At 30.6% G+C, this 20694-nt stretch carries 22 protein-coding genes; 15 read left to right on the forward strand and 7 right to left on the reverse strand.

What is annotated here, in order from left to right; genetic code table 11:
• The first annotated feature begins 2 nt into the window (after positions 1-2).
• A complete protein-coding gene (locus tag LG45_RS03695; RefSeq protein WP_035124545.1) occupies positions 3-1370 on the forward strand; it encodes an undecaprenyl-phosphate glucose phosphotransferase in 1368 nt (455 codons plus the stop codon).
• Here LG45_RS03695 and LG45_RS03700 read toward each other — a convergent pair.
• Genes LG45_RS03700 through LG45_RS03710 form a run of 3 tightly spaced genes read right to left on the reverse strand, consistent with a single transcriptional unit; the run spans position 1367 to position 4951 of the window.
• Positions 1367-2551, reverse strand: a complete 1185-nt coding sequence (locus tag LG45_RS03700) for a glycosyltransferase family 4 protein (protein WP_035124546.1) — start codon at positions 2549-2551, stop codon at positions 1367-1369. The genes LG45_RS03695 and LG45_RS03700 overlap by 4 nt on opposite strands.
• Positions 2551-3636 carry a non-hydrolyzing UDP-N-acetylglucosamine 2-epimerase gene (gene wecB, locus LG45_RS03705; protein WP_035124547.1) on the reverse strand — a complete coding sequence of 362 codons (1086 nt, stop codon included), beginning with the start codon at positions 3634-3636 and terminating at the stop codon, positions 2551-2553. Before wecB ends, LG45_RS03700 begins: the two co-directional genes overlap by 1 nt.
• A gap of 1 nt (position 3637) precedes the next feature.
• The gene (locus LG45_RS03710; RefSeq protein ID WP_035125343.1) at positions 3638-4951 is read right to left on the reverse strand and encodes a phenylacetate--CoA ligase family protein; all 1314 of its coding nucleotides are present in this window, start codon (positions 4949-4951) and stop codon (positions 3638-3640) included.
• A 110-nt stretch (positions 4952-5061) separates the two neighbouring features.
• Here LG45_RS03710 and purD point away from each other — a divergent pair, with 110 nt between their 5' ends.
• Positions 5062-6336 (forward strand): phosphoribosylamine--glycine ligase, encoded by a 1275-nt coding sequence (gene purD, locus LG45_RS03715; protein ID WP_035124550.1) that lies wholly within the window; start codon positions 5062-5064, stop codon positions 6334-6336.
• Here the strand turns inward: purD and LG45_RS03720 are convergent.
• Entirely contained in the window at positions 6328-6558 is a 231-nt protein-coding gene (locus LG45_RS03720) for a DUF6341 family protein (protein WP_035124553.1), read from the reverse strand. The two genes, purD and LG45_RS03720, sit on opposite strands and share 9 nt — an antisense overlap.
• 48 nt (positions 6559-6606) lie before the next feature.
• Between LG45_RS03720 and LG45_RS03725 the strand changes: the two genes are divergently transcribed.
• Positions 6607-7536: a DUF6427 family protein gene (locus tag LG45_RS03725; protein ID WP_035124554.1), complete on the forward strand. Its 930-nt coding sequence runs from the start codon at positions 6607-6609 to the stop codon at positions 7534-7536.
• Here LG45_RS03725 and upp read toward each other — a convergent pair.
• Positions 7531-8184 carry a uracil phosphoribosyltransferase gene (upp, locus tag LG45_RS03730; RefSeq protein ID WP_035124556.1) on the reverse strand — a complete coding sequence of 218 codons (654 nt, stop codon included), beginning with the start codon at positions 8182-8184 and terminating at the stop codon, positions 7531-7533. The two genes, LG45_RS03725 and upp, sit on opposite strands and share 6 nt — an antisense overlap.
• Before the next feature lie 111 nt (positions 8185-8295).
• On the opposite strand from upp, the gene LG45_RS03735 reads away from it, so the two are divergent.
• Positions 8296-8901: a DUF4254 domain-containing protein gene (locus LG45_RS03735; protein WP_035124558.1), complete on the forward strand. Its 606-nt coding sequence runs from the start codon at positions 8296-8298 to the stop codon at positions 8899-8901.
• Positions 8902-9035: 134 nt separating this feature from the next.
• Positions 9036-10034, forward strand: coding sequence for a glycosyltransferase family 9 protein (locus tag LG45_RS03740; protein ID WP_052087507.1), 999 nt, complete (start codon positions 9036-9038; stop codon positions 10032-10034).
• Between the two features lie 8 nt (positions 10035-10042).
• On the opposite strand, the gene LG45_RS03745 is transcribed toward LG45_RS03740, so the two are convergent.
• Positions 10043-10489 carry a hypothetical protein gene (locus tag LG45_RS03745; RefSeq protein WP_035124560.1) on the reverse strand — a complete coding sequence of 149 codons (447 nt, stop codon included), beginning with the start codon at positions 10487-10489 and terminating at the stop codon, positions 10043-10045.
• Between the two features lie 180 nt (positions 10490-10669).
• On the reverse strand, positions 10670-11725 hold the full coding sequence (locus tag LG45_RS03750; protein ID WP_035124562.1) for a ferredoxin--NADP reductase: 1056 nt from the start codon (positions 11723-11725) through the stop codon (positions 10670-10672).
• A 121-nt stretch (positions 11726-11846) separates the two neighbouring features.
• Here LG45_RS03750 and LG45_RS03755 point away from each other — a divergent pair, with 121 nt between their 5' ends.
• From LG45_RS03755 to atpH, 10 genes are all read left to right on the forward strand, one after another.
• Positions 11847-13316 (forward strand): DUF5687 family protein, encoded by a 1470-nt coding sequence (locus tag LG45_RS03755; RefSeq protein ID WP_035124564.1) that lies wholly within the window; start codon positions 11847-11849, stop codon positions 13314-13316.
• 43 nt (positions 13317-13359) lie between these two features.
• Complete coding sequence (locus LG45_RS03760) at positions 13360-14058, forward strand: ABC transporter ATP-binding protein (protein ID WP_035124566.1); 699 nt, start codon at positions 13360-13362, stop codon at positions 14056-14058.
• Positions 14059-14222: 164 nt separating this feature from the next.
• Positions 14223-17054, forward strand: a complete 2832-nt coding sequence (gene porW / locus LG45_RS03765; protein WP_131494637.1) for a type IX secretion system periplasmic lipoprotein PorW/SprE — start codon at positions 14223-14225, stop codon at positions 17052-17054.
• A 4-nt stretch (positions 17055-17058) separates the two neighbouring features.
• Entirely contained in the window at positions 17059-17466 is a 408-nt protein-coding gene (locus LG45_RS03770; protein ID WP_035124567.1) for a bactofilin family protein, read from the forward strand.
• Positions 17432-17662, forward strand: a complete 231-nt coding sequence (locus LG45_RS03775; RefSeq protein ID WP_035124568.1) for an AtpZ/AtpI family protein — start codon at positions 17432-17434, stop codon at positions 17660-17662. The genes LG45_RS03770 and LG45_RS03775 overlap by 35 nt, the downstream gene beginning before the upstream one ends.
• A gap of 6 nt (positions 17663-17668) precedes the next feature.
• Positions 17669-18064: a DUF6168 family protein gene (locus LG45_RS16720; RefSeq protein WP_133063002.1), complete on the forward strand. Its 396-nt coding sequence runs from the start codon at positions 17669-17671 to the stop codon at positions 18062-18064.
• A 118-nt stretch (positions 18065-18182) separates the two neighbouring features.
• Positions 18183-19328, forward strand: a complete 1146-nt coding sequence (gene atpB, locus LG45_RS03785) for a F0F1 ATP synthase subunit A (RefSeq protein ID WP_035124572.1) — start codon at positions 18183-18185, stop codon at positions 19326-19328.
• Between the two features lie 60 nt (positions 19329-19388).
• On the forward strand, positions 19389-19577 hold the full coding sequence (gene atpE, locus LG45_RS03790) for an ATP synthase F0 subunit C (RefSeq protein WP_035124574.1): 189 nt from the start codon (positions 19389-19391) through the stop codon (positions 19575-19577).
• A gap of 83 nt (positions 19578-19660) precedes the next feature.
• Positions 19661-20161, forward strand: a complete 501-nt coding sequence (locus tag LG45_RS03795; protein WP_035124575.1) for a F0F1 ATP synthase subunit B — start codon at positions 19661-19663, stop codon at positions 20159-20161.
• Positions 20161-20694 carry an ATP synthase F1 subunit delta gene (atpH, locus tag LG45_RS03800; protein ID WP_089046907.1) on the forward strand — a complete coding sequence of 178 codons (534 nt, stop codon included), beginning with the start codon at positions 20161-20163 and terminating at the stop codon, positions 20692-20694. The genes LG45_RS03795 and atpH overlap by 1 nt, the downstream gene beginning before the upstream one ends.

Genomic DNA, 20694 nt, shown 5'->3' on the forward strand with positions numbered 1-20694 from the left:
TTATGGTTGCTCAACAAACAGGTAGATATTCTAAATATATAAGGCCAATAAGCGTCTCTCTTGATGTTTTGGTTATAACTATTTTGAGTTTATTTTTCTTTAGAGAATTAAATTTGAATATGGTTTATTATATTTTATATCAAACGTTTGTGTGGTTTTTTATTGCTTTCATAGTACGGTTCTACGACGTATATAGGTTTACAACTCCAGTAGAAATCATTTCCAAATTGGTTCGTCAAGCTGCTTTGTTTTTATTAGTAGTGATCGCTTTCTTTCCTTTTGCAAAAACGGCAATTTTTAGTGGAAAAGCTATTGCAATATTCATGTCTTGTAGTTTTGTGATTATTATTTTATTCAAATATTTTTTATTTTACTATTTAAAAAGATATAGAATTATCACTCAAAATAATTTTAGAAGCGCTATAATTATTGGTTATACTCCAGAAGCATTAAGACTTAAAGAAGTGTTCGAAAGTAGAAAAGATTATGGATATAGGTTTGAAGGTTATTTTTCGGATAAAAAACAAAATGCTGAAATTAAAGGTAAAGTAGATGACCTAAAAGAATTTGTTTTAGAAAAGAATATCGATGAAATTTATTGTTCATTAAATGAAATATCTAACGAGAAACTAAAAGAATTAGTAGAATTTGCTGACGATAATAAAAAACAAATTAAATTCATTCCCGATTCTAAAGAGATTTTTTCCAAGAATTTAAAAATTGATTATTATGAGTTATTTCCAGTATTATCACTCCAAAAAACCCAACTTCATAATCCAACCATAAAAGGAATTAAACGAGGTTTTGATATTTTATTTTCATTATTAGTCATCATTTTTATTCTTTCATGGATGATGCCATTAATTGCTATTTTAATTAAACTTGAATCCAAAGGTCCAATTTTCTTTAAACAAGGAAGACCAGGTTTGGATGAAAACGAATTTTATTGTTACAAGTTTCGTTCCATGCATGTTAACGGAACTACAGAAAAAGAAGCTTCTAGAAACGACCCAAGAGTTACCAAAATGGGACGTTTTATGCGCAAAACAAGCCTTGACGAATTACCACAATTCTTCAATGTTTTAATCGGTGATATGTCTGTAGTTGGTCCAAGACCACATTTATGGTCGCAAAATAAATCGTATGCTAGTAAAATTAAAAAATACATGGTGCGTCACTATGTAAAACCCGGTATAACTGGATTGGCGCAAGTAAAAGGTTATCGTGGCGAGATTGAAACCGATGATGATATGATAAACCGCGTAAAATTTGACGTTTTTTATATAGAAAATTGGTCAATAATTATGGATATTAAAATTATAATTCAAACGGTTATTAATATTTTTAAAGGTGAAGAAAAGGCCTATTAAAAAACATCTTTTTTCATTAAATACTGAATTTGATTATCTAAGCTGAACCTATTTTTACTTTCGTCAAATATTCTTTTTTTCATTTCAAATAAATCTGATTTACTCAATTTTGAAATTAATTGTAATTGAAAATTCAAATCAGAATAGCTTTCAACAGAAGCAACCCAGCCCAGATAATTTTCTAAAACGATAGTTTCTCCTTCACCACCGCCAAAATACAATATTGGAAATCCAAGCGAACCATATTCAAAAATTTTAGAAGGAACCGAACCATAAATTCGAACTTTTAGCGGAACTATTGCAATATCAAAAGTTTTCAATTTTTCGTGTAAATCATTTCGTTCCATCATACCATGGAAGAAAATATTTTTGCCCTTTTCTGATGAAAATAAAGTTTCTATTTGATTTTTTTCGGCACCATCACCAAAGAGATGTAGTTCAATATTTAAGTTATCTAAAGTTATTTTTTCACACAATTCTAAAACTCCTTGAGCAATTCCTAAAAGCCCAGCATAAAATATTTTTATAGGCTGATTCTCTTCAAATATTAAATCAAAATTTTCAACTTTATGATCTGGAAAATTCCGATATAAAAAACATTTTTTTTCAGGAAAGAACGATTTTACATGTGATATAATTTCATTCGATTGGCCAATAATTAAAGTGGCATTTTTATAGTTAAATCGTTCTAAAAATAAGGAGAATTTATGAGAAAGAGAGTTTTTCTTCAAAGCTTTTAATTCAATTGCAGCCATCGGCCAAAGATCTGAAATGTTGAGAATTATTTTTTTATTTTTCAGCGAAAGCACAAAAACCGAAATAAACGAAAGTAATAATGGTGGCGATTGAACGACCACTTTTTCAGGAGTTTTTTTAAACAATAAATAAAAAAACAAGCTCAACGAAAATGACAAAACCGAAATAATTCTAACAACCAAATTTTTACTTACGCTTGGGTAAATCCAAAGTCGTTTTACCGTAATATTATCCCGATTTTCAGTAACCGAAAATTTTCCTTTATACTCAGGAAACAATTCACCTTTAGGATAATTTCCTAACGGACAAATTACAGAAACCTTATAATTATTTTGATGTAATTTCAATGCCAACTGCTCAATTCTATTGGCAGCAGCTCCTTTTTCTGGCGGATAGTAATTCGATATGATTAAAATTTCTTTCATTATTTTGAAAGTAAAATATCAACAATTCGTTCGGATGCTTTTCCATCCCAAAGTTCAGGAACTCCTCTTTTAGATAAACCATTTTCTAGAAATTTTGTAAACTCTAAAGTCAAATTTTCTATGGAAATTCCAACTAAATTATTAGTGCCAATTTCAATAGTTTCTGGTCTTTCAGTTGTGGTTCGCATTGTAAAACACGGAATTCCTAAAACTGTTGTTTCTTCAGAAATCCCACCAGAATCGGTAATCACTGCAAAGCTATTTTTTATCAAATACATAAAATTCAAGTAACCTTGTGGCTCAACAAACAAAATGTTTTTCAAATGTAAATTAGTTTCTCCTAAAATAGCTTTAGTTCTTGGATGAATTGGAAAAATTATCTTTTTATCGCCAACCATTTTATCGATGCCTTCCAACAATCTGATTAACGATTTTTCTTCGTCAACATTCGATGGTCGATGTAAAGTTAAAATGATATAATTTCCAGTTTCTAATTCAAATTCATCCCAAAAACTTGGAGCAGAAATTCGATTCAAGTTTTGATATAAGGTATCAATCATCACATTTCCAACAAAATGAACATTTGCTGAATCAACACCATTTTTCAATAAATTTTCTGATGCTGATGTTGATGTTGTAAAGAAATAATCGGTAATACTATCGGTTACAATTCTATTAATTTCTTCAGGCATGGTCATATCGCCTGAGCGAATCCCGGCTTCAACGTGAGCCACTTTAATATTCATTTTCTTGGTTACAATCGCACAAGCCATAGTCGAATTGACATCGCCAACAACCAATACCAAATCACACGGATTTTGAGTTAATTCTTTTTCAAAAGCAACCATAATGGCACCAGTTTGCTCAGCTTGCGAACCACTTTTTACTTCTAAATTTGCATTTGGATGCGGAATATTCAACTCCTCAAAAAAAGTATCGCTGAGGTTTTTATCATAATGCTGACCTGTGTGAACTAATCTAAAAGATAGATTTTCCTCTTCAATTTGTCGCTTTTCAATCGCCTTAATGATTGGTGCGATTTTTATGAAATTAGGTCTTGCGCCTGCAATTATGGTTATTTTCATTTTATTTTATTAATGAAACAAACTGCTTCAATTTTCCGCTTTTACTTCGTTGTAATTTTTCTTTTCTAGTGAATGTAAACGTCAAACCACTTTCTAAATAAGTTGTAATTGCTTTTTCAATAGTTAGAATTTGACTTTCGGTTAATGCTTTTTCACTTACGTATTCTACTTCAAAAGTATCGATTTTTGTTTGTTTAATCACAAATTCTTTTACATTTCCGTCGTCTTCAATAATGCTTTTGGTTACGTAGTAAAAAGTCAATCCAGGTGCTTTTTTTCCGCTTGGAAGAATGGCAATATCGTTAGTTCGTCCAATTAACTTTTTCAGAATTGGTTTTTTGAACGTGCTTTTTTCATCAAGAATTCCTACATCACCAATGTCATATCTAATAAACGGATGTGCTTTGTTATACAACGACGTAATCACAATTCGACCTTCTTTCCCATAAGGTAAAACAGTATTATTTTCGTCTAAAATTTCTACAAATAACGTTTCCGAATTTACTTGCCATTCATCATCTGGATTTTGAAAAGCTATTAAATCTAATTCGGAAGCGCCGTATTCATTGATAATTGGAACTCCAAATTGTTTTTCCATCAACATTTTATCTTCTTCAAATAGCATTTCAGATGTGACAACGCAACATTTTAACGTTGGACAAACCGAGTTTAAAATAATGTTTTTCTTTTGAAGAAATTTAGCAAATAAAACGATAGAAGAAGTATAACCATTTATGTAATCGAATTTTTTATCTTGAAATTTCAGCAACACTTTTTCAAGAACTTCATCCGATAAATCAAAAATGGTGAAGCGATAACTGTTCTTAAAAAAATCTTTTAATCGTTCTTTTTTATTTCCAATAAAATCAAGAGGAATTCCGTAAAAACGTGCTTGAAAAGACGAATTAAAATCAATTCCAAACCATCCAAATCGATTGATAATATTTGCCCAAGTTAAGGCATGACAAAACTTATCTTTCGCAAAAATAAAAGGATCACCACTCGAACCTGAAGTTTTATTTACGTAAACACTTTTAATTGTATATCCTTTTGAAAGTCTTTCTGATAAAGGTTTCTGAAAATCTTTTTTGGTCATTATTGGAAGTTCAATCCAATTTTCTATTTCAGATTTTCCAACAAATTCTTGATATGATTTAGTGTTTTTTAAATGATAATCAACAATTTCCTTTCGTTTTAATTGAACATATTCTTCATAATCAGCATCAGAAATGGCTTGAATTTTCTCAAATTCGGACGTTGCTTCCTTCATTGGAAAACCATTTAGTTTGAGCGATAAATTGAAAAGGTGGAGCACAAAAAATCTATTTTGTTCAAAAATACTAAAAACAAAAACTTTTCTACCAATTAGCTTTAAATTCTTTTGAAAACAAACTATTTTTGCAAAACAACATAACAACACACAAAATGACAATTTTACTACTTGGTTCTGGAGGAAGAGAACATGCTCTTGCATGGAAAATGTTACAATCTAACAAATGTTCTAAACTTTTTGTAGCTCCAGGAAACGCTGGAACATCACAAATTGCAACAAATGTTTCTTTAGATATTTTAGATTTTGATGCCATAAAAACATTTGCTTTATCTGAGAAAGTTGACATGGTTGTTGTTGGCCCAGAAGATCCATTGGTTCACGGGATTTATAATTTTTTCAAAAATGACTCAGTTTTGAATCATATTCCTGTTATTGGTCCGTCAAAAGTTGGAGCGCAATTGGAAGGAAGCAAAGAATTTGCTAAAGAGTTTCTTATCAAACATAAAATTCCAACTGCAGCTTACGATAGTTTTACAAAAGAGACAGTCGAGAAAGGATGTTATTTTCTGGAAACTTTACAACCGCCATACGTTTTAAAAGCGGATGGTTTGGCTGCTGGAAAAGGGGTTTTGATTATTCAAGATTTAGAAGAAGCCAAAACTGAATTGCGAAATATGTTGGTTCATGAAAAGTTTGGATCGGCAAGTGCAAAAGTGGTAATTGAGGAATTCCTTGACGGAATTGAATTAAGTTGTTTTGTATTAACCGACGGAAAAAATTACAAAATTCTTCCAACAGCGAAAGATTATAAACGAATTGGCGAAGGCGATACTGGTTTAAACACCGGTGGAATGGGAGCAGTTTCTCCGGTTCCATTTGCAGATGCCGTTTTGTTGGAAAAAATTGAAACTCGAATTGTTAAACCAACAATCGCTGGTTTGCAAAGTGACGGTATTGAATATAAAGGATTCGTTTTCATAGGATTGATAAACGTAAAAGGTGAACCAATTGTTATTGAATATAATGTGAGGATGGGCGATCCAGAAACCGAAGTTGTTATTCCGAGATTAAAATCGGATTTGGTGGAACTTTTTCAAGCCGTTGGAAATCAAACTTTGGATCAAGTTTCATTAGAAATTGACGAAAGAAGCGCCACAACAATAATGGTAGTTTCTGGCGGATATCCTGAAGATTACGGAAAAGGTTTTGAAATTACAGGATTAGAAAACATTGAAGATTCTATTGCTTTTCATGCAGGAACTACATTAAAAGACGGAAAAATTGTAACCAATGGTGGCCGAGTTATAGCAGTTACGTCATTTGGCGAAAGCTTTCAAGAAGCCATAAAAAAATCTTACCAAAACATAGATAAACTAAATTTTGATAAGATGTATTTTAGAAAAGATATCGGTTTCGACTTATTTTAAGAACGAATGTGCCGTTGTATCTTGGTTTTCTGTTCCAGCTTCGTCAAATTTACGTAGTTGTTTAATCCAGTAAATCATGTAGTAAGCGCAAATTCCCATTAGAATCCAACTTACAATATTGGCAAGAAACCAACTGTCTAACTCTAATGCACGTAACCAATCTAGTGGTTTAAAAAGAAAATCAACAAAAAGTGATTGTATTGCTTCAAAAAATGCTTTCATCTTTAAATAGATATTATATTTACATCCACAAAAGTATAAAATATCCGCATGATAACAAGTGTTTTTAAAAAATCTACACCAATTAATTATTCTTTCATTGGAATAATGATGATTTTATTCTTTTTTGTGTATCAATTTCAGGACACAAAATGGACAAATTCACTATGGCAAATAGGAGAAAAAGTAGGATTGTTGTTGATTTTATTTGCTTCTGTTTTTTTATCGAATTTTATTGTAAAAAAGAACGGATTGACTAAAGACAGTGCCTTCACAATACTTTTTTACTTTTTATTTTTATTGTTTTTTCCAAAAGTTTTAGACAATTATAATTTGATTTTAGCCAATTTTTTTATTCTATTGTCTATGCGAAGATTGGTTTCTTTGCAAACATTAAAAGCACCAAAAGAAAAAATATTTGATGCTGCCTTATGGATTTTTGTAGCAAGTTTATTTCACTTTTGGGCAATTCTGTTTATTTTTTTGGTTTATATTTCTATAATTTTTCACGTTTCAAGAGATTACAGAAACTGGTTAATTCCTTTTGTATCGCTTTTTTTAGCATCAATTGTTTTTGTTCTTTATGCTTTACTATTTGATAAATCGGCAATAAACACCTATTTATCATCTGATGGAATTGACTATGCAATTGATTATTTTACAAATGATTATCAAAATATTGCCTTCTCAATTTATGTGGTTTTTTTATTGTTTTTTACCTTACCTTCGGTTTTTTCATTAACAAATAAGCCATTAAATCTTCAAGCTTCTTACAAAAAAATTCTATTTGCAGTAGTAATTTCAGTTGCAATTTTTGTCCTATCTACCAATAAAAGCAATGAGGTTTTAGTATTTACTTTTCTACCAATGTCAATTATGGCTACCAATATGATTGAGTATTTACAAAATAAAATTCAGCAAGAAATTATTTTGTTTGTATCAATTGCTGCTGCATTATTTTGCTTTTTTACGCAGTTATAATTTACTTCCGTAAGCTAAATCTCCAGCATCACCAAGACCTGGAATAATGTAGTTTTTTTCGTTTAGTTTTTCGTCAAGTGCAGCAACCCAAAGATGACAGTTATTAGGAAGATGTTTTTCTAAATAAGCAATTCCTTCTGGTGCAGCAATTACAACTGCAATATGAATTTCTTTTGGCGTTTCTTCTGTCATTAACTTGTTAAACACAGCAACAATCGATTGACCAGTTGCCAACATCGGATCAATTAAAATTAAATTTTTATTTTCAAATGATGGAGCAGCTTGATATTCAACCAAAATATCAAAATAATCATCGTTGTTTGGATGATGACGATAAGCAGAAACAAATCCATTTTCGGCATTGTCAAAAATAGTCATAAATCCTGTATGCAATGCTAAGCCAGCGCGAAGAATGGAGCATAAAACCACATTGTCTGCAACTGTTGTTGTATGTTTTATTCCAAGAGGAGTTTGTACTTCAATAGATTTATATTCTAAAGTTTTACTCAATTCGTAAGCCATAATTTCACCAATACGCTCAATATTTTTTCTAAAACGCATGCTGTCTTTTTGAATAATCACATCGCGAATTTCAGCCAAAAAATGATTGAGTATACTATTATTTTCAGAGATATAATGAATATGCATTTTTAGTAAATTTTGAATTAAAGGCAAGTGATTTAAAGCTTTAAACTTTTTTAAAGCTTTAAACTATTTTCAAAAGTATAAAAACTATATTTGTAAAAAAATTATAATAGTATGTTTTCAAAATTTGCCTATTCTATATTTGAACAAAGCATTAAGGATTATCACGTTTACAACAATGTAAACCAACCAATTAATAATCCATATCCGAAAGACAAAATTGAACATTTATTGTATTTTAAAAATTGGATAGATACCATTCAATGGCATTACGAAGACATTATTCGTGATCCAAATATTGATCCTGTTGCAGCATTAACTTTGAAAAGAAAAATCGATGCTTCCAACCAAGAACGTACCGATATGGTAGAATATATTGACAGTTATTTTCTTCAAAAATATGCTCATGTTGATGTAAAATCTTCTGCAAAAATCAATTCAGAATCTCCAGCTTGGACTTTGGATAGATTGTCAATTTTGGCGTTAAAAATTTATCACATGAACGAAGAGGCAACTCGTACAGAAGCTTCTCAAGAACACAGAGATAAATGTCAAGAAAAATTGAACGTTCTGTTAGAACAAAGAACCGATTTATCAACTGCCATCGACGATTTATTATCTGATATTGAAAATGGAGATAAATTTATGAAAGTGTACAAACAGATGAAAATGTACAACGACGACGATTTGAATCCAATTTTGTATCAAAATAAAAAATAAATAGTACGTTTCAAGCCATTAAGGTATTAAGAAAAATTAGGAGCAAACTTAATTAAACTTAATACCTTTATGGTTTTAAAAATCATCATTTGCCAAAAAAAATTCAACATATAGCAGTAATACGATTGTCAGCAATGGGTGATGTTGCCATGACAGTTCCTGTTATTAAAGCTTTTGTAGAGCAAAATGAAGGTGTGAAAATTACGATTGTTTCAATTCCGTTTTACAAACCATTTTTTGAAGGAATTAAAAATGTGAGTTTCTTTGAAGTTGATGTAAAAAAGCGTCATAAAGGTTTTTGGGGATTATTAAAATTGTTTCCCGATTTAAAAAAGCTAAACATTGATGCAGTTGCCGATTTACATAATGTGTTGCGTTCTAAATTTATTAGAAAATTATTTGCTCTAAACGGAAAGCAAGTTGCGTTTACAGATAAAGGGAGAAAAGAAAAAGCCGCATTAACAAGTCTCGAAAATAAAGAGTTCAAACAATTAAAATCGATGTTTGAACGCCATATAGAAACCTTCAATAAACTAGGATTTTCTATAGATTTATCACATCCAAATTTCCCTGAAAAAGCTATTTTATCAAATGATATTTTGAAAATTTCTGGTGAAAAAGGCAACTTAAAATGGATTGGAATTGCTCCTTTTGCTCAATATGAAAGCAAAGTTTATCCGCACGATTTAATGCAAAAAGTAATCGACGAATTAGCATTAAATAACAACAATAAAATCTTCCTATTTGGTGGTGGAAAAAAGGAAATTGAAATCTTAAATCAGTTTTCAAATGGCAAACAAAATGTAATTGTAGTAGCTGGAAAAATAAATTTACAACAAGAACTACAACTCATTTCCAATCTTGATGTAATGCTTTCTATGGATTCTGGAAACGCGCACATAGCAGCAATGTTAGGAATAAAAGTCATTACACTTTGGGGTGCAACACATCCGTTTGCTGGATTTTCACCGTTTAATCAACCTTTAGAAAATTGCTTGGTTTCTGATAGAAATAAATATCCATTACTTCCAACTTCGGTTTATGGAAATAAAACTGTTGAAGGTTACGAAGAGGTGATGAGAAGTATTTCGGTGGAAAGTGTTGTGGAGAAGATAAATTTGACGCTTTTTTAAAATTAGATTCAATCCACTTCATTTCTTTCCCACTCTATTAGTCTGTTGAAAATTAAGATAGAAGTTGAATAAAAAAGCATCGACATTCCAAAAAAACCACTCGATAAAATGGAACTTGATATATCAGTTTCTTTAAAGGTTTTCGAAAAGAAAATTATTGCCGAAAAAAAACTTATTCCTAATATTCCTAAAATCCAATTTGGCGCTTTTTCAAAAAATGGAATTAAAGGAATTCCTGAATTTAAAAATTGATTATTATCATATTCATAATCATTTATGACAGAATTGTTTTTTGCATAAAAAATTGAAGAACCACTAGAAATAAAAACACCGATAAACACAATCCAAAGTAATGGAATTATTTTTACCAGGTCAATTTCAAATAAGTTCAATAAAACAATTAAAGTAGAAATAGACCAGCCAATTAAAGAAAAGAAATATAATTTTTGTTTCATTTATGTTGATATAATTTACAGCTCACAAATAAATTTTTATTATCAAGACAAATCTCTAAGATTTAGCTTTTCAAATTTTGAAACCATTTTACAAATCTGCGAATCTGGAGCAGAAATTAACGGATTAATTAAAACACAATCTATTCAACTGAACACTGAAATCTGAACACAGCCAACTGACTAAACATCATCAAAATCAACAAATATTTCACTACTTGTTGGATGCGCTTGACAAGTTAAAATCAATCCGCTTTCGACTTCTTTATCTGTCAAAATAGAGTTCTTTTTCATTTCGGCTGTACCTTTTGAAATTCGTGCTAAGCAACTGCTGCAAATTCCGCCTTGGCAAGAATAAGGCGCATCGATGCCTTGTTTTAAAGCAGCTTCCAATAAAGTTTGCTTCTGACTCATTTCAAATGTTGCTTCGTCACCATCAACTAAAACCGTGATTTTTGTATGACCATTTTCTGAAGTTGCAATTTCTTTTTCTGCCGAAGTTGATGTTGAAAATAATTCAAATTTGATATTTTTCTCAGCAACATTGTGTTCTTTTAAAACATCAGAAACCAAATTAATCATTTCTTCTGGACCGCATAAATAGAATTTAGAAAACTCTTTTTCCTTGTGTTTGTTGTTCAGTACAAAATTCACATTGGCTTTATCAATTCTGCCAAAAAGTTCATTCTCAACTTTTATTTGAGTATAAGCATAATGCACAAAAAAACGTCCTACATATTGCAATTGCAAATCATGTAATTCTTGATGAAATATCGTTTCGTCGTTATTTTTATTTCCATAAACTAATACAAAAGTGCTGTCTTTTTCGTTATGTAAAACCGATTTTAGAATGGACATCACCGGTGTAATTCCGCTTCCAGCAACAAAAGCTGCGTAGTTTCTTTGTCTTCCAACTTGTGGTTCAAATGTAAATTTACCTTCGGGTTGACCAACTTCAATTATGTCACCAACTTTCAAATTTTCATTAGCAAACTTGGAGAAATTTCCGTTTTTAACCGATTTAATTGCTATTCGAAGTTCACCACTTTCTGGCGAAGAACAAATTGAATAAGCTCGACGAATTTCTTGTCCGTCAAGCGTCAGTTTTAAGTTAATGTATTGACCTGCAGTAAATTGATAAGCAGATTGTAATTCGGCTGGAACATTAAAAACAACAGAAACCGCGCTTGCCGTTTCACGTTTTACTTCTTTGACTTGTAATTTATAAAAAGCTGACATTGTGATAATTTTTTTACAAAGATAATAAATCGCAAGTGTTTACTTCGTATTGAAAGTTTGAAATATTTGTAACAATTATCTACATTTATAAACTAATTAACAAACCAATAAATAAGTAACTATGTTCAAACATTTTATTATGCTCGAATGGAAAGCATTTCTCCGCTCGGCTTCTTTAGGAACTAATATTGCCATGAAAATCTTTATGGGATTTTTTGCAGTTTATTTCATGGTGATTTTTATTGCTGCCGGAGTGGGCGCTTTTTACATCTTAAAAGAAGAAGGATATGAACCACTGGCAACCGTAAATAAATTTATGATTTATTATTTATTTGCCGATTTGTTAATTAGGTATTTTCTTCAAAAAATGCCAGTTTTAAATATTAAACCATTACTTACTTTACCTATTAAAAGAAACACGATTGTTCATTTCACACTTGGGAAAACCGCTTTGTCGTTCTTCAATTGGTCGCATGCACTTTTCTTTATTCCGTTTTCAATTGTTCTATTATTAAATGGTTACAATACTATCAATGTGGTTTTGTGGCATTTAGGAATGATGTCATTATTTTATTTAAACAATTTTATAAATGTATTAATCAATAATAAAAACAGTGTTTTCTACTCGGTTATAGCTGTTGTTGGAGGTTTTGGTTTGGCGCATTATTATGAATTATTTGATGTTACAACTTATACTCAACCGTTTTTTCAAGCGATGTACGAAACCTTTTTTGTGTTTTTAATTCCGATGATTTTGGTAGCTGCGACGTATTATTTTGCTTTTAATTATTTCAAAAGTAATTTAAATTTAGACGAAGGTTTGGCAACCAAAAGTGATATCGCAAAGACACAAAATTTCACTTTCTTAGACCAATTTGGAACTTTAGGAACATTCTTAAAAAATGACATTCGATTATTATTACGAAATAAACGTTCTAAAACTACCTTGATAATGAGTTTCTTATTCATTTTTTACGGATTGCTGTTTTTCACCAATTCGATAGAAGCTTATCAAAGTCCGATGTTTCAAATTTTTGCTGGAATTTTTGTTTCAGGAGGATTTCTTTTCACATTTGGACAATTTGTACCGAGTTGGGATAGTGCCTATTATCAATTAATGATGAGTCAAAACATTCAATACCGAGAATACATCAGTTCTAAATGGTGGTTGATGGTTATTGGAACTTTAATTTCAACTATTCTAGCATCATTTTATCTGTTTTTCGGACTTCATACTTATTTATTAATAGTTTGTGGTGCGATTTTCAACATTGGTGTAAACTCACATTTGGTGATGCTTGGCGGAGCATTTGTAAAAACTCCAATCGATTTAACAACCGGGAAAGGAGCATTTGGCGATAAGCAAGCATTCAATTTTAAAACGATGTTAATTGCCATTCCAAAAATGCTCTTTCCAATGGCACTTTACGCAATTGGAAATTATTTTTTCTCGCAAAATATCGGATTATTGTTTGTAGCTCTCGCCGGAATCATAGGATTTGCCTTTAGAAATTATGTTTTCAATCAAATTGAAAAAATCTACAAAAGAGAAAAATACGCAACAATCGCTGCTTACAAACAAAAAAACTAGTTTTAGACTAATTACTATTCACTAATCACTAATTACTACAATAATGATACAAGTAAACAATCTTTCAAAAACATATAACAACGGAGTTAAAGTATTAAACATCACTAATCTTGATATTCCAAAAGGACAAAGCTTCGGATTAGTAGGAAATAACGGCGCTGGAAAAACAACTTTTTTCAGTTTGTTATTAGATTTAATTCAGCCTTCAACAGGATTTATAAAAAACAATTCCATTCAAGTAAATTTAAGTGAAGCCTGGAAACCATTCACTGCTGCTTTTATTGACGAAAGTTTCCTTATCGGATATTTAACAGCCGAAGAATATTTCTATTTTATCGGAGATTTACGCAATCAAAACAAAGCCGATGTTGATGCGCTTTTAGCAAAACACGAAGAATTTTTTAACGGAGAAATTTTGAAGAGTAAAAAATACTTGCGTGATTTATCTAAAGGAAACATGAAAAAAGTAGGAATCATTGCGGCTTTAATAGGAAATCCAGAAGTGGTAATTTTTGACGAACCATTTGCCAATTTAGATCCAACAACGGTAAATCGATTGAAGAAAATAATCAAAGAATTATCTGAAAATCCAGAGGTTACGGTTTTAGTTTCTTCTCACGATTTAGTTCACACCGTTGAGGTTTGCAATAGAATTGTAGCTTTAAACAAAGGTGAAATTGTAAAAGATATTGAAACATCGCCAGAAACATTGAAAGAATTAGAAGCATTTTTTGCTGTATAATTTTTTAAATTTGATAAATAAATCCGCAAGACTTTTAAGTTTTTTGCGGATTTCTTTTTTAAAAAAACTTACAATTTATTTTCACGTATCAAAAAGAAACGTATTTTTACCAGTTAGTTATACTAAAATTAACCTTTTAGAGTTAATTATTAAAACGTTTTACATTGAAAACCAATACATTTAAATACGCAGTAATTACTGGATTATTAATTTTTTTTGCAGCATGTTCTACAAAAAGAAACACTTTTTTATCTAGAAATTCTCATGCTTTAAGTACCAAATATAACATTCTTTATAATGGCGGAATTGCTTTAGATAAAGGAGTTTCTGACTTAAAATCGCAATACAAAGATAATTTTTGGGAATTGTTACCTATTGAAAGAATGCAAATTTCAGAAGATGTTTTAGCTCCAAATGAGACTAAAAACAAAGACTTCGAACGCGCCGAAACCAAAGCTACCAAAGCAATTCAAAAACACTCCATGAATATTGATGGTGGAGAAAAAAATCCGCAAATGGATGAAGCGCACTTAATGCTAGGTAAATCACGTTATTATGATCAGCGATTTGTTCCTGCATTGGAAGCTTTCAATTATGTTTTGTACAAATATCCAAAAAGTGACAAGATTTATGAGGTAAAAATTTGGAGAGAAAAGACCAACATGCGTATGGATAATGATGCCATCGCGGTTACAAACCTTCGTAAATTATTAAAAGAAATTAAATTTAAAGATCAAATTTTTGCTGATGCAAATGCAACTTTGGCGCAAGCATTTTTAAATTTAAAATTAACCGATAGCGCGATTGCTAAAATTAAAATTGCCAAAGAATTTACAAAACAAAACGAAGAAGTAGCGCGTTACCATTTTATTCTGGGTCAAATTTATGAAAGTCAAAATCATAAGGATAGTGCATTTGCATCTTATCAAGAGGTTATTGACATGAAAAGAAAATCGCCAAGACAATATGTAATTCAAGCACATGCACGACAAGCCCAACAGTTTGATTACGAAAAAGGCGACACTTTAGCATTTGTTAAAAAATATAAAGATTTATTAGAAGACAGAGAAAACAGACCATTTTTAGATGTTTTAAATCATCAAATGGGATTGTTTTATGATAAAAATAAAAACTACAATAAAGCTAGTAAATTCTATAATTCTTCTCTAAAAGCTAAATCATCGGATGATTATTTAATTGCTTCCAATTATAGAAACTTAGCTGAAATAAATTTCACAACTGCAAAATATGTGACCGCTGGAAAATATTATGACAGCACGATGGTTTATTTAAATGATAGAACACGTGAGTTCAAGTTGATTTCTAAGAAAAGAGAAAATCTTGAAGATGTAATTAAATTTGAAGGAATTGCACAACGCAACGATAGCATTTTAAAAGTAGCTTCACTTTCTTCAACAGACAAAGCCATCTATTATCAAAAGTATATTGATAATTTAAAAAAAGAAGATGAAAAGCAACGAATTTTATTAGAGAAAAAACAACGTGCTGAGGAAAATGCTTCTGGAGGAAAAACAGACGATGTAGCATCTGCTGGTATGGCTCAAAAAGCATCCAAAACAGATAATTCGGCTCCAGTTACAAATGGCACACCGTCAAAACCAGGAGATTTCTATTTTTATAATCCTGCAACAGTATCTTTTGGTAAAATTGAATTTGCTAAAAAATGGGGAAAAAGAGCTTTTGGTCCAAATTGGAGATTAGGTTCTTCACAAGACAAAAATAGTTCAGATGAAGTAGCGGACGAACAAACAGACGAAAAAGAAAAAGTTGTAGACGAAAGATATACTACCGATTTTTATATTAGTAAAATTCCAACTTCGCAAGTAGCTTTAGACAGTTTAGCCAAAGAAAGAAACTTTGCTTATTATCAGCTTGGTGTAATTTATAAAGAGAAATTTAAAGAATATAAACGTGCTGCCGACAAACTTGAAACACTCTTAAATAATAATCCGGAAGAGCGATTAGTGTTGCCGTCAATGTATAATTTGTATAAAATTTATGAAATCATTGATCCAGCAAAAGCGGCAGCAATGAAAACCAGAATTACATCAAATTATCCAAATTCTCGTTATGCTCAGATTTTAAATAATAATTCGGTAAGTTTGGAATTAGGTTCGCCAGAAGTGGTGTACACAAATCTATATAAAGAATACGAATCTGGAAGTTACAGAGAAGCTTTGAGTAAAACCGAGTTGGCAATTATTCAATTTACAGGTGATGAAATGTTGCCAAAATTAGAATTATTAAAAGCGAATTTAGTTGGTAAATTATATGGTTTAAAAGATTATAAAAAGGCATTGAACTATGTAGCATTATCGTATCCTAATAGTCAAGAAGGTAAAGAAACTGAAGCATTTATTTCTTCTAAAATCCCAATGTTAGAATCATTATATTTCAATGATTTAACACCAACTTCATGGAAAATTGTATTTGAACCAGCAAATAGTTTAGACGATAAAAGCACAAAACCACTTTTAGATAAACTAAATAAATTTGCTAAAGAACGAACAATAGAAACACTTACAGTTTCAACAGATATTTATTCAATCGATAGAAACTTAATTGTTATTCACGGAATAAAATCGGAAGAAAGTGCCAAAGGAATAGCGCAAGTTTTAAAAGAATTTAAAGAGTATAAAATTGAAGATAAGTCAATAGTAATTTCAACGGAAAATTATAGAATAGTTCAAATTTATAAAAATTTGGATGAGTATGTTTCTGGAGACGGACCAACATTTGTTCTAAAAACAAAACCAGCAATTGAATTACCAAAACCAGATGTTGTAAAACAAAAGCCAGAAAAAATAAAAAGAGAAGAAATAAACACGATTCAAAATGACGTGCCTGGCGGAAAAATGGATGGAGGAAGAAATCAACAACAAAACCCTCCTTCAAAAGGAAATAGTAATACAAACAACACGCCTCAGAATATGATGCCACCAACACCAACTTCAACTCCGCCAAGAAAACCATAATACTATGTTTGAAAAAAAGCCAAAATCATATACAGACCTTTTAGGAAAAACCAATAGAATTGTAGAAGGAACAATCATTCAAGGCGATATTACTTCTTCGGCCGATTTTAGATTGGATGGACATTTAATTGGTAATTTTCAATCGAAAGGTAAAATTGTAATTGGCCCAGCAGGAAGTGTAAAAGGAAATATCATTTGTAAAAATTGTGATATTGAAGGGAAATTTGAAGGAAAGATTTTGGTTTTAGAAATTCTAAATTTAAAAGCGAAATCTATAATTCATGGTGAAGTAGAATGTGGCAAACTTGCCGTAGAACCAGGAGCGGAATTCACAGCAACTTGCGTAATGAAACCCAATGTAAAAAGCTTATCACCCAATGGAGGACAACAATCAGAAGAAAAAACAGCGTAACAAATGGTTGTCGTTAATAAACATCCCAATCCAAATGGGTGCAATAATTTTTGTGTTTGCCTTTGTTGGAAAATGGCTCGATGACAAATACCCGAATCCAGAAGATGTTTACACCAAATCTATAACGTTATTAGGTGTTTTTTTAGCCTTATATAATGTTTACAGACAAGTAAAAGACATTGGAAACAATCAATAATATCGAATGAAACTTCAAATTTTTAAAACCGTAATCCTTACTTTATTAATTGCGGTTGTACTTTTTTTTGGCAATAAATTAATTTTACAAACTGAATCATTCAGCCAAAATTTCGAGGTATTCAGTTATTCCTTAGAAACTATTTATGCCCTATTTTGTGCGTTTTCTGTTATAATTTTAATAACATTAATGATTGTAAATTCCAGAAATAAAGACATTGTAGGAATGACCTTTTTATTAATAACAAGCATAAAAGCAGGAGTTTTATTCTTTATTTTCTCTGACATAATAGGGTCAAGCAATAAAAACACAGTTGAAAGAATTAATTTTTTTGTAGTATTTATTCTTTTTTTGACAATAGAGACGTTAATAACCATAAGATTATTAAATAAAAAACAATAATCAATCATTAAATCTGCAAATTCAATTAAAAAATAGTTTTATTCTACTTGGAATAGTAATAAAAAATGTACCTTTGCACCAAATTTTAGAAACCTTAAAATTTAAGTAAAATAAAGTTATGGTGATTTCAAAAAAACCACTCCATTTTATCGCAGCACTTTTAGTAGCATTTATGCCATTAGTTTCAAGTGCAAATCCTTCAAATGATTCAACAGCTGTTGAGGCTCATGCTGTTGCAAAAACAGAAGAAGCTTCTCATGAAGGAGTACATGCGGAACCAAAAGATGAAAAAGCGAAAATAAAAGAATTTATCAATCATCACCTTTTAGATTCTCATAGTTTCTATTTCAATGCTGATGAAGAATCTGGAAAACATTTTGGATTTTCGTTACCTATAATTTTATGGGATAATGGATTTCAGTTTTTCTCGTCTTCTAAATTCCATAACGGAGAAGAAGTTGCAGAACATAATGGAAATTTTTATGTACTTCACCATGAAAAAATCTACAAAACCGATGCTTCTGGTAAACTAAATGAAGAACACGGTCATCCTACAAACGTTAGACCATTAGACTTCTCAATAACTAAAAGTGTTTTGGGAATATTATTAATTGCATTATTAATGTTTTTAGTATTTACAAGCTTAGCGAAGTCTTATGCAAAAAACGGTGGAATTGCTAAAGGTATTGGAAGAATATTTGAACCTATAGTTTTATATGTTCGTGATGATATTGCAATACCAAATATTGGAGAAAAAAAATATAAAAAATATATGAGTTATTTGTTAACTATATTCTTTTTTATTTTATTCTTGAATATTTTAGGATTAACACCATTTGGATTTAATGTTACTGGTAATTTTACAATTACAGCATCTTTAGCAATCCTTACTTATTTAATAACAACTTTTACTGCTAATAAAAATTATTGGGGACATATTTTTTGGATGCCAGGCGTACCAACTCCAATGAAATTTATTCTAGCACCAATAGAATTATTAGGAACTATCATTAAACCATTCTCATTAATGATTCGTTTGTATGCAAATATGGTTGCAGGACACGTTGTTTTAATGAGTATTATTGGATTAATGTTTATCTTTAAAAGCTGGATCGGAAGTTCATTGTCATTTGGATTAGCATTTGCTTTGTCAATTTTAGAAATATTAGTTGCTTTTTTACAAGCTTATATTTTTACAATGTTATCGGCTCTTTATTTCGGAGCAGGAAACGAAGAACATCATCACGAAGACGCACACCATTAATGGCTTAAGGCTTGTGCCTTTAGCTTCAAAAAAGAATGTTTAATTTTTAATATATATATTATGCAAATTCCAGAAATTGTAGGAGCAGGATTAATTGTAATCGGAGCAGGTTTAGGTATTGGTAAAATTGGTGGTTCAGCAATGGACGCTATTGCTCGTCAGCCAGAAGCTTCAGGAAAAATCCAAACAGCTATGCTTATTGCTGCTGCACTTATTGAAGGTATTGGTTTCGCGGCGTTATTCGCGTAATTAAAACAAACAAAACAATAGTTATAACGGTTGGTTGTAACTATTGTTTATTTTATTTATTAAAAAATTAATTTTAAGATAGTATGGAAAAGTTAATAAACGATTTTTCATTTGGATTATTTATCTGGCAAGTAGTAATATTTGTTGGATTGATTCTATTGTTAAAAAAATTCGCTTGGAAACCAATTCTTGACGCAGTAAACGAAAGAGAAGAAGGAATCAAAAATGCATTACTTTCTGCAGAAAATGCTAAAAAAGAAATGCAAAATCTTAAATCAGATAATGAAAAATTATTAGCTGAAGCAAGAGCAGAACGTGACGCTTTAATGAAAGAAGCTCGTGAAATCAAAGATAAAATGATTAACGATGCTAAAGTTGAAGCTCAAGCAACTGGAGAAAAAATGATTGAACAAGCGAAAGCAGCAATCACTAGCGAAAAAAATGCAGCTATGGCAGAATTGAAAAACCAAGTTTCTTCATTGTCATTAGAAATTGCAGAAAAAGTATTAAGAGACGAATTATCTAACAAAGAAGCTCAAACTAAATTAGTTGAGAAAATGTTAGGTGACGCTAAATTAAACTAATCATTATGTCTAGAGCAGCGATTAGATATGCAAAAGCAATATTAGACATTGCACAAACTTCAGGTAATGCTGATGCAGTTAATAATGACATGACGTCTATTGTTAACGCTATCACTAGCAGTCCAGAGTTGAAAGACTTTTTAACCAGTCCAGTTATTAGAATTGATGTTAAAAAATCGGCTTTGTCAGAAGTATTTTCAAACGTACAAAAAGAAACAAATAGCTTATTTCATTTGTTATTTGAAAACAAAAGATTCGAAATTTTAGAATCAATAGCTATTCAATACAATAGATTATTTGACGAAAGTAACGGAATTGAAGTTGCAAAAGTAACTACAGCTTTCCCAATTACTCCAGAATTAGAAACTAAAGTATTGGCTAAAATAGCAGAGTTTTCTAACAAGAAAATAACTATAGAAAATATAGTAGATCCATCAATTATTGGAGGATTTATTTTAAGAGTTGGCGATAAGCAGTACAATGCTTCTGTAGCTAGTAAATTAAGTGAATTAAAAAGAGAGTTTAGTAATTAG

It is taken from the genome of Flavobacterium aquatile LMG 4008 = ATCC 11947, from assembly GCF_000757385.1.
GTDB lineage: Bacteria > Bacteroidota > Bacteroidia > Flavobacteriales > Flavobacteriaceae > Flavobacterium > Flavobacterium aquatile.